Source organism: Mycolicibacterium celeriflavum (assembly GCF_010731795.1).
GTDB classification, from domain to species: Bacteria; Actinomycetota; Actinomycetes; order Mycobacteriales; family Mycobacteriaceae; genus Mycobacterium; species Mycobacterium celeriflavum.
The window spans coordinates 2,847,435-2,861,310 of sequence record NZ_AP022591.1 but is presented as its reverse complement, the minus strand read 5'-3'; the positions used below and the strand labels follow the sequence as shown (position 1 = coordinate 2,861,310).

The following is a 13,876-nucleotide window of genomic DNA, read 5'->3' as shown; positions in this document are numbered from 1 at the left end:
TTTGCCATGTCGCGCACTCGGCCGGCGAGCGGTGACGCGGTCCGGCGCCGGCCGAAGGACCGCAAGGCCCAAATCGCCCGGGCATCCGCCGAGGCGTTCAGCACGCTGGGCTTCTACGGCGTGAGCATGGAATCCATCGCATCCCGGGTCGGGATCTCGGCGGCCGCACTGTACCGGCACTACGCGAGCAAGTACGACCTGTTCCGCGACGCCGTGCTGAGCCTGGGACAGCAGCTGGTGGACGCCACGGCCTTCGCCGACGAGTCTGCGGCCGACGATCCGCAACTGCAGTTGCGCCGACTGGTCGCTGCGCTCACCGACACCGCGATGGCGAACCGGGAATCGGGTGGCCTCTACCGCTGGGAGGGCCGTTATCTGCGGGGCGACGATCAAGCGTCGCTCATCGCGCAGATGCGCACCGTCCACTACCGCATCCAACGCCCGCTGGGTGTCATGCGGCCGGAGTTGACGTCACGGCAACGTTGGACGCTGTCCATCGCCGTGTTGTCGGTCATCGGCAGCATCGTCGACCATCGGGCGAAGCTGCCCGCCATCCAGGTGCGGGCCCTGTTGGCCGATCTCGCGGAAGCGGTCACCGCGATGGAACTGCCCGACATCGACGCCGTCACCGAGCAGCCGTCCGCGCCGTCCCCGGCGGGCACCGAGCCGTCGAAATACGAAGCGCTGCTCAACGAGTCGATGCGGCTGTTCAACATCAAGGGGTACCGCGACACCAGCATGGAGGACATCGCCGCCGCGGTCGGCATGCCCGCTTCGGGCATCTACCGGTACTTCGCGGGCAAGAGCGACATCCTGGCCGCGGCGTTCCGGCGCGCGGCCGACCGGCTCTCGGAGGAACTGACGGCCATCACCGGTTCCATCGCGGACCCCGAGGACGCGCTGAGCGCGGTCATCGACGCCTACGTGGCGAGGTCCTTCGCGCAGCCGGAACTCGATTACGTCTACTACACCGAGCGGCTCAACATGTCGCCGACGGACCAGAAGATCCTGCGCAACATGCAGCGCTCCACCGTCGAATCGTGGATGGAGTTGGTGGTTGCCGTACGGCCCGAGTGGACGCCGGGTCAGGCCAGGTTCGCCGTGCACGCGGCTATGTCTTTGGTGATCGACATGGGCCGGTTGATGCGATACGCGAACACACCGCAGAACCGGGACGTTCTGCAGCGGCTGCTGGATGTGACGCTGGTGGGCCGCTACCGGTTACGCGCCACGTTGCCCGCCAAGTAGGCCAGGTAGCCGACAGTACCGACGAGCGCCAGCTTGCGGGTTTTGCGGGCGGCCAACCCGAGTCCGAGCGCGGTCTCGATGGCGCCGTTGAGGTAGATGTACTCGCGGGTGTTGCGGGGGAACGCCTGTACGGTCACCGACTCGAACAGCTCGGACCTGGCGAAGTGCGCAAGACCCACGCCCGCCATGCCTAGACCCGCCAATGTGGCCGCGCGTGAAAACCGCTGCCCGACTCCTGAAGTGACACAGCTGGTCTTCCTCTCTGATTACGCAATTCGATAGTCGCTCAATGGGAACTGCGATGCTTCCTTGATGGCTTTGCGGGTGGACAATGGTCGCAGCAGCGAGGGTTCACCACTCGGATCGAAGTAGTAGGACCGCGATGTCGCGCAGGAGCCGACCGTCAACGTCGAGTCGCCGACCAGTTCTGTCATTCGGGTCAAGTCGCGGGTGTGGGCTTCCTCGGTGACCTCGAATGTCGTCGCGCCCCGGCGCTTCACCTCGCCGAACAGCCGATCCATGTGGCGCATCTGGTATTCCATCGTGTTGAAGAAGTTCAACCCGAGGAACGCGTACGGGCTGGCCAGGCTCAGATAGTTCGGGAAGTAGGGCATTGTGACGCCCTGGTAGGCCTGGAAACGGGTCTCGCGCCACCACTTTCCGAGGTTGCGTCCCTCTCGTCCGGTGATCTCGATGGCCGGGAAGTTCGCCTCCCACAGATCGAAGCCGGTGGCCAGCACCAGCGTGTCGATCGCGGTCTTGGTGCCGTCGTTGGCGACGATGCCGTCGGTCTCGATCCGCTCGATCCCCGAACTCTGCAGGTGCACATGCGGTTTGGTGAAGACCCGGTAGTAGTCATTGGAGAACGTCGGCCGCTTGCAGCCGAAGTCGTAGTCCGGAGTGAGCTGCTTGCGCAGCTCGGGATCGCGGACCGAGAAGAATCGGTGCGTCTTCGCGAGGTCGGCCGCCGCGACCATGAGCCGCCGGAACAGCAGCTGGCGGTGGTGCAGCACGACGTAGATGCAGAACTCATACACCGCGTCGGTCACGGCTCGGATTGCCCTCTGCGCCAGCGGGACCCGGGCGAACAACCGCTTGACGTGGTTGGAGAACCGGAAGTCGACCTTGGGCACCACCCAGATCGGTGTCCGTTGGTAGACGGTCAGGTCGGCCGCCTTCTTGGCCAGTTCGGGGATCAGCTGCACCGCGGTCGCGCCGGTGCCGATGATCGCCACGCGGCGGCCGTGGAGCTTGTGGCTGTCGTCCCAGTCCGTGGTGTGGATGATCTTGCCTGCGAAGCTCGTGATGCCCGGGATGTCCGGCGTGTGTGGCTGCGACAGGAACCCGGTGGCCGTGATGAGGTACCGCGTCGTCAGCGTGTCACCGCCGGCCAACCCGACCCGCCACACGTTGGCCTCCTCGTCCCAGCGGGCGCCCTCGACGGTGGTGTTGAACCGGATGTGGCGGCGCACGTCGTATTTGTCGGCGACGTCGTCGGCGTACTGCTTGATCTCGGCGCCCGTGGAGTACAGCCGCGACCAGTTCGGGTTGGGCTCGAAGAAGTAGGAGTAGGTGGTCGTCGGCACGTCGACGGCGAGGCCGGGGTAGCGGTTGACGTGCCAGGTGCCGCCCAGGTCGTCCTCGCGGTCCAGGATGACGAAGTTCTCGTAACCCATCCGCTTGAGCTGGATGGCCGCGCCGATTCCACCGAATCCAGCGCCCACGATGACCGCGTCGAACCGTTCCGGAATCATGCCGAAAACGGTACCTCAGGTACTGGATAGCGCCCGTACCGGCGCTGGGCGGGTCCGCTCTTGATGTTGCGCCGTCAGCCCTTGATGGACCCCGACCGCGGCGGATCGAGCGTCGCAACGCAGGTGACGGCGCGGTCGCCCTCCGCCCACGTCTCCTCTGTGGGGTAGAGCACATACAGCTGGACCGAGTCGTCTGTCATCACTGCGGGCGAGTAGGCCGCCAGTTCCGGGGCGCATTTTTCGGCGTAGGCGTCGATCGCCGCTTGACCGGGAAAATCGCCGTCGGGCATCTGCAGTACCGCAAACACCTCACCGGCGTGGGTTTCGTCACACGCGACGGTCTGCACGGTGCGCACCCGGGTGTCGCCGGGGATGTCGGCGAGGCAGTCGCCCTCCCTGACTTCGGTCGCGGTGACGGTGCCCTTGCTGATCAGGAAGTAGAACAGCAGGCCGGCGACGATCACCACCACCCACAGCGCCGACAGCACCAGGCCCGCGATCGCCAATCCTCGGCCGCCCTGGCCCTCCTTGGCCTTCTTCAGGCCCACGATGCCGCAGACGACGCTGATCACCACGCCGCCGAGCAGACCGAAGACCAGCGCGACGATGGCCCACCAGTTCGTCGGCCGCTGCTGGGGCGGCGGGTAGTAGCCGGGCGCCTGGTCCGCATACGGCGGCGGAGGCGGTGGTGGGTAAGGCGGTGGGTAAGGCGGCGGGTACGGGGAGCCGGGCGGCGGGTACGGGGACCCGGGCGGCGGGTACGGGTTGGGCTGCTCGCCGTACGGCGGTCCGTACGGCGGTCCGTACGGCGGGGGCGGGCCCGGGGGCGTGGTCATCCGAGCAACCGTATCGCGGCGTCGACCGCGAGCGTGGGCACATCGAGCGCCTTGGAGCCCAGGTCGTGCCGGGCGCCGGTGATCTCGACGACCTCGGTGCGCGCGCCGATCAACGCGGCGGCCGGCCGCAATTCGTCGATCGAACCGAACGGGTCTGCGGTGCCGTGGGTGAACACCGTCGGTGTCGCGATGCGCGGGAGGTGTTCGGTCCGGGCACGTTCCGGCTTGCCGGGCGGATGCAGCGGGTAGGAGAACAGCGTCAGCACGTCGATGTCGGCCAGCCCTTCGGCGATCACCATCGACGTCATCCTGCCGCCGTACGAGTGCCCACCGGCGATGACCGGACCGTCGGCGAGTTCGCGAGCGACACCGATGGCCTCGACCACCCCGGCCTGGTCGGCCTTGGCGGATCCGGACGGCGGCCCCTTCGGGCGGCGCCGCCGGTACGGCAGGTTGTATCGCACCGCCAGCCAACCTCGGGCGGCCCACTCATCGCAGATCTTCTTGAGCAGCGGCGCTTCTCGGCTGCCGCCCGCGCCGTGGGTGAGGACGACGACGCCCGCGGGGTCGCCATCGGGCGCGTGCGCGATGCCCGCGATCTGCTCGAGGTTCACCCGGTCAGCCTGAAAAGTGCCGACACCGGGCCGTGGCCCTGGCCCAACGGGTAAGCGGCGCGCAGACATTCGGTGACCCAGCGCTTGCCGAACGCCACGGCGTCGGGCATCCGATATCCGTGTGCCAGTGCACAGGTGACGGCGGCGGCCAACGTGTCCCCGGCACCGTGGTCGTGTCCGGTATCGATGCGCGTGGCGTCGAACTCGTGGAACTCGGCGCCGTCGAACAGCAGGTCCGAACTCTGCGCCGACGTGCGCAGGTGCCCGCCCTTGACCAGCGCCCACTGCGGTCCCAGCGCGTGCAGTGCGCGGGCCGCCTCCCGCTGCGTGGCGTCGTCGACGACATCGATCCCGACCAGCAGGCGCACCTCGTCGAGGTTCGGGGTGACCAGCGTTGCGAGCGGAAACAGTTGTGTCCGCAGAGAATCCAGGGCACTGGGGTGCAACAGCGGATCGCCGTGCATCGAGGCGCACACCGGGTCCACCACCAGCGGCACCGTGCCCGCGAGGCCTTGCCGGCGCCACACCTCGGCGACGGTGTCGATGATGTCCGACGATGCCAGCATCCCCGTCTTAGCGGCTTGCACACCGATGTCGGTCGCCACCGCCTCGATCTGACCGGCGATGACGTCGAGTGGGATCTCGTGGAAACCCTTGACACCCATCGAGTTCTGCACCGTCACCGCGGTGACCGCGACGAGACTGTGCACGCCCAGGAGCGCAAACGTGCGCATGTCGGCCTGGATGCCCGCACCGCCGCCCGAATCCGATCCGGCGATCGTCATCACCCGCACCGGCGTGGTGCCCGGTTCGGGCAACGGCAGGTAAGTCATGCCAGCGGGAGGTACACGCGGTTGCCGTGTTCGGCGAACTCGCGTGACTTCTCGGCCATGCCCGCCGAAAGCGCAGCCTCGATGTCTTCTTCGGTCTCGAGTCCGTGCTTGGCGGCGTAGTCGCGGACGTCCTGCGTGATCCGCATGGAGCAGAACTTCGGCCCGCACATCGAGCAGAAGTGCGCGGTCTTCGCCGGCGCGGCGGGCAGCGTCTCGTCGTGGAACGCGCGTGCGGTGTCGGGATCCAGTGACAATGCGAACTGGTCGTTCCACCGGAACTCGAAGCGTGCGCGGGACAGGGCGTCGTCGCGTTCCTGAGCGTGTGGGTGGGCTTTGGCGAGATCGGCGGCGTGTGCGGCGATCTTGTAGGCGATCACCCCGTCCTTGACGTCCTTGCGGTCGGGCAGGCCGAGGTGTTCCTTGGGCGTGACGTAACACAGCATCGCGGTGCCCGCCTGGGCGATGATCGCCGCGCCGATGGCGCTGGTGATGTGGTCGTAGGCGGGGGCGATGTCGGTGGCCAGCGGCCCCAGCGTGTAGAACGGCGCCTCGTCGCACAACTCCTCTTCGAGCCGCACGTTCTCGACGATCTTGTGCATCGGCACATGACCCGGCCCCTCGATCATCACCTGCACGCCATGCGATTTCGAGATCTTGGTGAGTTCGCCGAGCGTGCGCAGCTCGGCGAACTGGGCGGCGTCGTTGGCGTCGGCGATCGAGCCCGGCCGCAGGCCGTCGCCGAGCGAGAATGTCACGTCGTAGCGCTGCAGGATCTCGCACAGCTCGTCGAAATGGGTGTAGAGGAACGATTCCCGATGATGCGCCAGGCACCAGGCGGCCATGATGGAACCGCCGCGACTGACGATGCCGGTGACGCGCTTGGCCGTCAGCGGCACATAGCGCAGCAGCACACCGGCGTGCACGGTCATGTAGTCGACACCCTGTTCGCACTGCTCGATCACGGTGTCGCGGTACAGTTCCCACGTCAACTCCGCGGGGTCGCCGTTGACCTTCTCCAGCGCCTGGTAGATCGGCACGGTGCCGACCGGCACGGGGGAGTTGCGCAGGATCCACTCGCGGGTGGTGTGGATGTCACGGCCGGTGGACAGGTCCATGATCGTGTCGGCACCCCACCGGGTCGCCCACACCATCTTGTCGACCTCTTCGGCGATCGAACTGGTGACCGCCGAATTGCCGATGTTGGCATTGACTTTCACCGCGAAGGCCTTGCCGATGATCATCGGCTCGCTCTCGGGATGGTGGTGATTGGCTGGGATCACCGCACGGCCGCGAGCCACCTCATCACGGACCAACTCGGCGGACACGCCCTCGCGTTCGGCGATGAAGGACATCTCGGCGGTGATCTCGCCGGCGCGGGCCCGCTGCAGTTGGGTGCCGCGGTCGCGCGTCACGCCGGGCCTCGGCGGTAGACCCGCGTGCAGATCGAGGTTCGCCGCCGGGTCGGTATACGGGCCGGAGGTGTCGTACAGGTCGAGGTGCTCGCCGTTGGACAGGTTCACCCGGCGGAACGGCACCTTCGCGCCGGGCACACCGTCGAGGTCCCGGTAGATCTTGGTGCTGCCCTCGATGGGGCCGGTGGTCACGGACGGATTCACGACAACATCAGTCATTTCGATCATCTCCCTACGCCGGCATTACCCGGTCAGGTTCGTACGGTCGACGGGCCCACCCGTCCTCTCAGCGCACTGGTGTGCGCTCCCGTGTGTGGACGCCAGCCACGTTAGCGCAGCCGGGACGACTGGGGGAGATGGAACGCGAATTGCTGTACGACGCCGCGGCGAGGTGACCGCTGCCCGAGCCAGTGAGGTCAGACGGTGGTTCGTCGGGACCGGGGGATGATGGTGGCGGTTCCCAATCGGGCGGCGGCTCTCCGGTTTCGGCTCAGGAACGTCTTTACCCGGTGGTGTTCTCGGCAGCGGTTGACCTCAGCCGAGGGTACAGCGCACCGCCTGTGCCGGGACCGCTATCCTCGCGACCGATTCTGTTCTGTCGGGTTGGTCAGAGTGGCGAAAGGGTCGCCGTCGTCCCGCTAGGGGTATGGAAGGTGACGCCGTCTGGCGTCCAATTCCCGTTGCTGGGCGCTCGCCATTGGCTGGTAGCCGGGTCGAAGCGGTAGTGAGTGCCACTCTTCGGATCAGCGATGTCATCCATGGAAAAGCAGTCCGGCCCGCAGTTGTAGGAGACCTGCTCGGTCAGACACTCACCGGAAGCCACACAGAGTTTGTGCATGCCCTCTGCGACCGGGGGAGTAGCGGCGCTGGCATTGGGGGCCAGCGCGATAGCGGCAGCACTGGCCACTGCGATTGCGATGAGAATCTTCATCTTGTTTTCCTGTCAGATGGTCCTATTCGGACACGGCGCACCTCCCAGTGCTCGACGCCGGTGAAGCCGTATCGGCTACTCCTGCGGGTTCATTCTGGCCAGTGCGATTGAGGTTAGCCATTTCCTGCGATGCGTCGAGCTGAGCCTGCCTCTACTTCATATGGTGTTCCTCCTTCTTCTCGGCTATCGACAAGAAGCTCACAGCCAATCCACAGCAAACTCATGTCCTAGCGAAGTTTAGGAGCCCTAGCGGCGCAGCAAAACGTATTAGGCAAGAGGGCAGGGGCTGCGGTTGCGGATGCAACTATCTGATCGTGGCAAGAATCATCGCTACGAACAGAAAACTGAGCTCAAATGCGAATATCACATCAGAGTAAGTTGAGCGGAACAATTAATTGCGGTCCTAGGCGGCAGACAATGGTTCCTTTGAGAAGGGCATTTAGTCGGTGCAGAAGAACGCGCTCGGCGACCCCAAGGCCCCGGTCTGCCATGCGACTTCGGTCGGCCGGAATGCCCCGCTAGTTAGCAACGCAGACTCTCGAGTTCCACCAGCACCGGGGCGTGATCACTAGGCGCTCCGATGCGATCCTTTCCGCTCTTGCGTTCGTCCCGGACGATCTCGGCGTGTGCGACGCGTTTCGCGAGCGCCGGCGAGCCGAGGACGAAGTCGATGCGCATCCCGCGGTTCTTCGGGAACCGCAACTGGGTGTAGTCCCAATACGTGTAGACCGCCGGGCCGGGCGCGAACGGTCGCACCACATCGGTGAACCCGGCTTCGACCACCGCATCGAACGCCTGGCGTTCCGGTTCGGTGACATGGGTGCTCCCCCGGTAGAACTCGACGCTCCACACGTCCTCGTCGGTCGGTGCGATGTTCCAGTCCCCGACGAGCGCAATCTGTGCGCCCGGATCGTCGGACAACCACTTGTGCCCCGTATCCCGCAGTGCTGCAAGCCATTGCAACTTGTATAAGTAGTGCGGTGAGCCGATGAACCGGCCGTTGGGCACATACAGACTCCACACCCGCACGCCGTTGCACGTGGCGCCGAGCGCTCGAGCTTCGGCCGCCGCCTCCACCTCGGGTTTGTCGCTCCAGGTCGGTTGCCCGTCGAAACCGACCTGCACGTCGTCGATTCCCACCCGCGACGCGATCGCCACCCCGTTCCACTGGTTGAAGCCGCAGTGCGTCACCTCATAGCCGGCGGCGAGAAACGGCATCGTCGGGAACTGCTCGTCGCTGCACTTGGTCTCCTGCATCGCGAGCACGTCGACGTCGGCCCGCTCGAGCCAGTCGGTGACCCTCTCGACCCGGGCCCGGATCGAGTTGACATTCCAGGTGGCGATCCGCATGGCCTACAGGCTACGAGCGTCGATATAGCGGCTTCGGTGCTGCACCGCGAACCCGATCGACTCATAGAGTCGAATGGCCACCGCGTTGTCGGCCAGCACCTGCACGTAGCCGCGGGCCGCGCCATGCTCCGCGCCCCAGCCCAGCAGCGCCGAGCACAGTTGCCGCGCCAGGCCCTGTCCGCGCGCTTTCTCGGCCACCCGTACCGCCGACAATCCCACCCAGCGCCGACCGTCGGGTGCCGTCGTCACCGCGGCCCGCCCGACGGCCGCACCGGGGATCGTCGCGAAGGTGACCTCGCCGTCCACGACGGCGGTCAACACGTCGACCGGCACGTCGCGTGAATACAGTCTAAGCCACTCGTCGTCGGGGGCGGCACTCAAAGGCACTGGCGGAGAGGCTCTTTCGACACCGAGTTCGCAAGCCATGACGACGGTCTCCAGATGCGGCGGGCCATCGGCGAGCCGGTACAGCCGGTCCGGAACCGACAGCCACGGCGTCAGCCCGCGTTCGTCGTACCAGTCGACGATTTCGGGCAGCGCCGAAGCGTCCGCTTCGAACCCCAGTGGCGCAGCGGAATTGGCGCGATGAGTGTGGCCGCCGGCGGCACGCAGGAGCCACCCGTTCACCCATCGTCGTTCGATCCCGGGCCATGCCAGCGCCGCGGCGTGTTCGAGATTACGGATGTCGGCGGTGCGCACCGTCGCCGGCGGCAGTTCCTTGATGACGACGACATCGTCGGTGTCGACCTCCACGGTGTCGCCGTGCTTGGTGCGCACCCGCAGCTTCGGACCGGTTTCCACCAGGTGTCCGACCACGTCGTTGAGCGGCGGTTCCGAACCGGCAGGCAGCCGGTAGCGGATCATCACCCGGACTCCGGCCGGAGGTAACTGCATCAGTGCCCGAACGGATCCGGATCCTTGCCGGGCATCCACGACAAGCCCGGCACCCCCCAGCCGTGCGACTTCAACACCCGTTTGGCGCTTCGCGCGTGCCTGCCGACCAACCGGTCCAGATACAAAAAGCCGTCGAGGTGGCCGGTCTCGTGCTGCAGCATCCGGGCGAACAGGTCGGTCCCCTCGATGGTGATCGGGGTGCCGTCGGCGTCCAGGCCCGTCACCCTCGCCCAGGTGGCTCGCCCCGTCGGAAACGACTCGCCCGGCACCGAAAGGCAACCCTCGTCGTCGTCCTCCGGATCGGGCATGGTCTCCGGCACCTCGGAGGTTTCCAACACCGGGTTGACGACCACTCCGCGGCGACGGGTGATGCGCCCTCGCACCTCCGCGCAGTCGTAGACGAACACCCGCTTGGCGACCCCGATCTGGTTCGCGGCCAGACCGACACCGTTCGCGGCGTCCATCGTGTCGTAGAGGTCGGCGATCAAGTCCGCGAGATCGGCCGGCAGCGAACCGTCGTCCCCGACCGGCACCGGCTCGGTAGCGGTGTGCAGGACCGGATCTCCTACGATGCGGATCGGAACGACTGCCATGCTCGGAAAGCTTAATGAGCCGACTCGCGGGCATGTCGGACGGCTCATCAACCAAACCCGTGGTTGAATGAGCGCCGAACCACAGCGATGTCATTCAAGTTGTCGGAAGGGTCCAAGAGCCAGATGGACGGCGCGATCGCGCGGACTGAGCAATCCGGGGACAACTCCGATCTCTCCGACGGGCTGACCCGGCGCGAGCACGACATTCTCGCGTTCGAACGGCAGTGGTGGAAGTACGCCGGCTCCAAGGAAGACGCCATCAGGGAACTGTTCTCCATGTCGGCCACCCGCTACTACCAGGTGCTGAACGCGTTGGTTGACCGGCCCGAGGCGCTGGCGGCGGACCCGATGCTGGTCAAACGGTTGCGGCGGCTGCGGGCCAGCCGGCAGAAGGCCCGGGCGGCGCGCCGTCTCGGCTTCGACGTCACCTGAGTTTCCCGGGCCGGGTGGCCCGCTCGATAAGGTGGGCGCAATGAACCAGCGAGACTCGTCCGGGTTACCACTGCGCGCCATGGTGATGGTGCTGCTCTTCCTCGGCGTGGTGTTCCTGTTGGTGGCGTTCCAGGCGATGGGTTCCGACAGCGACGACGACGACGCCCAGGCCCCGCTGGCCACCGCGACGACGACCAGCACGCCGACGAGCACACCGGCGACCCCGGAAAAGGCCGAAGTCCGCGTCTTCAACATCTCGACGGTGCAGGGCGCCGCCGAGGACGCGGCCAACCGGCTGCGGGAGGCCGGCTGGAACGTCACCGAAACCGGCAACCTCGAACTGCCGGAGGTGACCGCCACCACGGTGTACTTCAGTGACGCCCCCGGCGAACGCGAGGCCGCCGAAGAGGTGGGCCGACTGCTCGAGGCGCCCGTCGAACCGCGCGTGCCCGGGCTCGCCGAGCAACCGCCGGGAGTCGTCGTGGCGGTCACCGGTTAGGCTCTTGCGCATGTTCAAGACCGTCGCAGCCGCTGCCTTGTTCTCCGTTCCCGCTCTCGCGTTGGGCGCCTGCGCGGCGCCCGAAGAACCCAGCAGCGCGCCCGGCACGACACCGTCCGTGTGGACCGGTTCTCCAGCGCCCTCGGCCGCGCCGGGGGAGGGCAGTGGCGGTCACGGCGCAGGCCAGGGCGAAGCTCAGCCCGGCGGCGAGAAGCTCACGGCGCAACTGAAACTGGCTGACGGCACCCCAGTCGCCAAGGCCGACATCGAGTTCAGCGGCGGCTATGCCACGGTCACCGTGGAGACAACGACACCCGGTGAGCTCACCCCCGGTTTCCACGGCATGCACATCCATCAGGTCGGCAAGTGCGAGGCCAACTCGGTCCCACCGACCGGCGGCGCACCCGGGAACTTCAACTCCGCGGGCGGGCACTTCCAGGTCCCCGGCCACAGCGGTCATCCGGCCAGTGGCGACCTGTCGTCACTGCAGGTCCGCGAGGACGGTTCGGCGAAGTTGGTGACGACGACCGACGCGTTCACCGCCGAGGAACTCACCGCGGGCGCGGGAACGGCGATCATCATCCACGAGAAGGCGGACAATTTCGCCAACATCCCGCCGGAGCGCTACCAGCAGGTCAACGGTGACCCGCCACCGGACGCGGCCACTCTGGCGACCGGTGACGCCGGCGCGCGGGTGGCATGCGGTGTTATCGGTACCGGCTAACAGCCGCATCGACTTCGCGGGCTCGCCTCGGCCGACCGTCGGGGTGGAGTGGGAGTTCGCTCTCGTCGACGCCACGACGCGTGACCTGAGCAACGGGGCGGCCGCGGTCATCGAAGAACTCGGCGGCAATCCGCGCGTGCACAAGGAACTGCTGCGTAACACGGTCGAGTTCGTCACGGGGATCTGCGATTCGGTGCCCGAGGCGATGGATGACCTGCGCTCGACGCTGGGGACCGCCCGCCAGATCGTTCGCAACCGCGGCATGGATCTGTTCTGCGCGGGCACGCATCCGTTCGCGAAATGGTCGCCGGGCAGCCTCACCGACGCCCCCCGCTACGCCGAACTGATCAAGCGCACCCAGTGGTGGGGCCGACAGATGCTGATCTGGGGTGTGCATGTGCACGTGGGGGTTCGGTCGGCGCACAAGGTGATGGCGATCAACACCTCACTGCTCAACCACTACCCGCACCTGCTGGCGTTGTCGGCGTCGTCACCGTTCTGGGACGGGGAGGACACCGGTTACGCCTCCAACCGGGCGATGATGTTCCAGCAGTTGCCGACGGCCGGGTTGCCGTTCCACTTCCAGACCTGGGCGGAGTGGGAACGCTTCGTCTACGACCAGAAGAAGACCGGCATCATCGACCACATGAACGAAATCCGTTGGGACATCAGGCCTTCACCGCACATAGGTACGGTGGAGGTGCGGGTCTTCGACGGTGTTTCGAACCTGGCCGAACTCAGTGCGCTGGTGGCGTTGACGCATTGTCTGGTCGTCGACCTCGACAGGCGTCTGGATGCGGGTGAGTCGCTGCCGACCATGCCGCCGTGGCATGTGCAGGAAAACAAGTGGCGCGCCGCACGCTACGGGCTCGACGCGATCATCATCCAGGACGCGGACAGCAACGAGCGGTTGGTGACCGAGGACCTCGACGAGTTGCTGAACCGCCTCGAACCGGTGGCCGCCTCACTGCACTGCGCCGACGAGCTGAGGCGCGTCGCCGACATCTACACCTCGGGCGCGTCGTATCAACGGCAACGCCGCGTCGCCGAGGAGCACGACGGTGACCTGCGTGCGGTGGTGGATGCGCTGGTCGCCGAATTGGAGATCTGACGTGGCGGCGATCCCGATGTTCCCACTGCAGGTGGCCATGCTGCCCGGCGAGGAACTTCCGCTGCGCATCTTCGAACCCCGGTACAGTGCGCTGGTTTCGGACTGTCTGGCCGATGCGGACCCGGCGTTCGGCGTGGTCCTGATTGCCGCGGGTCGGGAGGTCGGCGGCGGGGACACCCGCAGCGACGTTGGTGCACTCGCGCACATCACGGAGGTCGCAGACTTCGGCGATGGCCGATACCGGCTGAAATGCATGATGGGCGAACGCCTCCGGGTAATCGAGTGGCAGCCCGACGATCCGTACCCGCGCGCCGCGGTCGAACCGTGGCCGGACGCGCCGGGCGACGCCGTCGAGGTGGATGCGATCCGGGACGTCGAGGACCGCATCGTCGCACTGTTCGAACGGATCGCCGCCGCTCGCGGCGCCCCCGAGGTCGACGCCCGCGACATCGTTAGGGGAGCCGACGCCTCCGACGACGCCGGTAAATGGTTGTACGCGTTGGCGTCCCGGCTCCCGATGGGTCAGGCCGACCGCTACGCCGTGCTGGCGGCGCCGACGGCTGCCGAGCGGCTGGCGGCGCTCAGCGATGCCGTGGAGACCGTCACCGCGATGGTCGAGTTTCAGCTCTCGTCGGGCGAGTAGGC

General features: G+C 66.8%; 16 protein-coding genes and 1 riboswitch. Of the genes, 6 read left to right on the top strand and 10 right to left on the bottom strand.

Translation table 11 applies throughout. From position 1 onward, the window contains the following. The first annotated feature begins 6 nt into the window (after window positions 1-6). Complete coding sequence (locus G6N18_RS14000) at window positions 7-1,248, top strand: TetR/AcrR family transcriptional regulator (protein WP_083003390.1); 1,242 nt, start codon at window positions 7-9, stop codon at window positions 1,246-1,248. Here G6N18_RS14000 and G6N18_RS13995 read toward each other — a convergent pair. From G6N18_RS13995 to G6N18_RS13950, 10 genes are all read right to left on the bottom strand, one after another. After that, window positions 1,215-1,436, bottom strand: a complete 222-nt coding sequence (locus G6N18_RS13995) for a DoxX-related protein (protein WP_083003386.1) — start codon at window positions 1,434-1,436, stop codon at window positions 1,215-1,217. The genes G6N18_RS14000 and G6N18_RS13995 overlap by 34 nt on opposite strands. A gap of 78 nt (window positions 1,437-1,514) precedes the next feature. Further along, window positions 1,515-3,002 carry a flavin-containing monooxygenase gene (locus G6N18_RS13990; RefSeq protein WP_083003383.1) on the bottom strand — a complete coding sequence of 496 codons (1,488 nt, stop codon included), beginning with the start codon at window positions 3,000-3,002 and terminating at the stop codon, window positions 1,515-1,517. Between the two features lie 74 nt (window positions 3,003-3,076). Next, the gene (locus tag G6N18_RS13985) at window positions 3,077-3,838 is read right to left on the bottom strand and encodes a DUF4190 domain-containing protein (protein ID WP_083003379.1); all 762 of its coding nucleotides are present in this window, start codon (window positions 3,836-3,838) and stop codon (window positions 3,077-3,079) included. Beyond that, complete coding sequence (locus tag G6N18_RS13980; protein ID WP_083003376.1) at window positions 3,835-4,452, bottom strand: alpha/beta hydrolase family protein; 618 nt, start codon at window positions 4,450-4,452, stop codon at window positions 3,835-3,837. The genes G6N18_RS13985 and G6N18_RS13980 overlap by 4 nt, the downstream gene beginning before the upstream one ends. Continuing rightward, a complete protein-coding gene (thiD, locus tag G6N18_RS13975; RefSeq protein WP_083003373.1) occupies window positions 4,449-5,285 on the bottom strand; it encodes a bifunctional hydroxymethylpyrimidine kinase/phosphomethylpyrimidine kinase in 837 nt (278 codons plus the stop codon). Before thiD ends, G6N18_RS13980 begins: the two co-directional genes overlap by 4 nt. Further along, entirely contained in the window at window positions 5,282-6,916 is a 1,635-nt protein-coding gene (thiC, locus tag G6N18_RS13970) for a phosphomethylpyrimidine synthase ThiC (RefSeq protein ID WP_083003369.1), read from the bottom strand. Before thiC ends, thiD begins: the two co-directional genes overlap by 4 nt. Continuing rightward, window positions 6,909-7,018, bottom strand: a riboswitch (TPP riboswitch). It overlaps the preceding gene by 8 nt. A 286-nt stretch (window positions 7,019-7,304) precedes the next feature. Then, window positions 7,305-7,628, bottom strand: coding sequence for a hypothetical protein (locus G6N18_RS13965; protein WP_133052467.1), 324 nt, complete (start codon window positions 7,626-7,628; stop codon window positions 7,305-7,307). Window positions 7,629-8,150: 522 nt separating this feature from the next. Further along, complete coding sequence (locus G6N18_RS13960) at window positions 8,151-8,978, bottom strand: exodeoxyribonuclease III (RefSeq protein WP_083003366.1); 828 nt, start codon at window positions 8,976-8,978, stop codon at window positions 8,151-8,153. A 3-nt stretch (window positions 8,979-8,981) separates the two neighbouring features. Then, window positions 8,982-9,872, bottom strand: coding sequence for an N-acetylglutamate synthase, CG3035 family (locus G6N18_RS13955; protein ID WP_083003363.1), 891 nt, complete (start codon window positions 9,870-9,872; stop codon window positions 8,982-8,984). Further along, the gene (locus tag G6N18_RS13950; protein WP_083003361.1) at window positions 9,872-10,465 is read right to left on the bottom strand and encodes a peptide deformylase; all 594 of its coding nucleotides are present in this window, start codon (window positions 10,463-10,465) and stop codon (window positions 9,872-9,874) included. Before G6N18_RS13950 ends, G6N18_RS13955 begins: the two co-directional genes overlap by 1 nt. 123 nt (window positions 10,466-10,588) lie before the next feature. On the opposite strand from G6N18_RS13950, the gene G6N18_RS13945 reads away from it, so the two are divergent. The 5 genes from G6N18_RS13945 to G6N18_RS13925 are packed head-to-tail and all read left to right on the top strand — an operon-like array spanning window position 10,589 to window position 13,874. Next, on the top strand, window positions 10,589-10,897 hold the full coding sequence (locus tag G6N18_RS13945) for a nucleoid-associated protein NapA (RefSeq protein WP_067220869.1): 309 nt from the start codon (window positions 10,589-10,591) through the stop codon (window positions 10,895-10,897). Window positions 10,898-10,937: 40 nt separating this feature from the next. After that, window positions 10,938-11,396, top strand: a complete 459-nt coding sequence (locus G6N18_RS13940) for a LytR C-terminal domain-containing protein (protein ID WP_109749488.1) — start codon at window positions 10,938-10,940, stop codon at window positions 11,394-11,396. 10 nt (window positions 11,397-11,406) lie between these two features. Beyond that, window positions 11,407-12,120, top strand: coding sequence for a superoxide dismutase[Cu-Zn] (gene sodC, locus G6N18_RS13935; protein WP_083003358.1), 714 nt, complete (start codon window positions 11,407-11,409; stop codon window positions 12,118-12,120). Continuing rightward, entirely contained in the window at window positions 12,101-13,231 is a 1,131-nt protein-coding gene (locus tag G6N18_RS13930; protein ID WP_067220866.1) for a glutamate--cysteine ligase, read from the top strand. Before sodC ends, G6N18_RS13930 begins: the two co-directional genes overlap by 20 nt. A 1-nt stretch (window position 13,232) precedes the next feature. Then, the gene (locus tag G6N18_RS13925) at window positions 13,233-13,874 is read left to right on the top strand and encodes an LON peptidase substrate-binding domain-containing protein (protein WP_109749487.1); all 642 of its coding nucleotides are present in this window, start codon (window positions 13,233-13,235) and stop codon (window positions 13,872-13,874) included. Window positions 13,875-13,876 lie beyond the last annotated feature (2 nt).

Coding starts and splice junctions, on each gene's coding strand:
- G6N18_RS14000 (WP_083003390.1), top strand. CDS start 7: ATGTCGCGCACTCGGCCGGCGAGCGGTGACGCGGTCCGGCGCCGGCCG.
- G6N18_RS13995 (WP_083003386.1), bottom strand. CDS start 1,436: ATGGCGGGCGTGGGTCTTGCGCACTTCGCCAGGTCCGAGCTGTTCGAG.
- G6N18_RS13990 (WP_083003383.1), bottom strand. CDS start 3,002: ATGATTCCGGAACGGTTCGACGCGGTCATCGTGGGCGCTGGATTCGGT.
- G6N18_RS13985 (WP_083003379.1), bottom strand. CDS start 3,838: ATGACCACGCCCCCGGGCCCGCCCCCGCCGTACGGACCGCCGTACGGA.
- thiD (WP_083003373.1), bottom strand. CDS start 5,285: ATGACTTACCTGCCGTTGCCCGAACCGGGCACCACGCCGGTGCGGGTG.
- thiC (WP_083003369.1), bottom strand. CDS start 6,916: ATGACTGATGTTGTCGTGAATCCGTCCGTGACCACCGGCCCCATCGAG.
- G6N18_RS13965 (WP_133052467.1), bottom strand. CDS start 7,628: ATGAAGATTCTCATCGCAATCGCAGTGGCCAGTGCTGCCGCTATCGCG.
- G6N18_RS13960 (WP_083003366.1), bottom strand. CDS start 8,978: ATGCGGATCGCCACCTGGAATGTCAACTCGATCCGGGCCCGGGTCGAG.
- G6N18_RS13955 (WP_083003363.1), bottom strand. CDS start 9,872: ATGCAGTTACCTCCGGCCGGAGTCCGGGTGATGATCCGCTACCGGCTG.
- G6N18_RS13950 (WP_083003361.1), bottom strand. CDS start 10,465: ATGGCAGTCGTTCCGATCCGCATCGTAGGAGATCCGGTCCTGCACACC.
- G6N18_RS13945 (WP_067220869.1), top strand. CDS start 10,589: ATGGACGGCGCGATCGCGCGGACTGAGCAATCCGGGGACAACTCCGAT.
- G6N18_RS13940 (WP_109749488.1), top strand. CDS start 10,938: ATGAACCAGCGAGACTCGTCCGGGTTACCACTGCGCGCCATGGTGATG.
- sodC (WP_083003358.1), top strand. CDS start 11,407: ATGTTCAAGACCGTCGCAGCCGCTGCCTTGTTCTCCGTTCCCGCTCTC.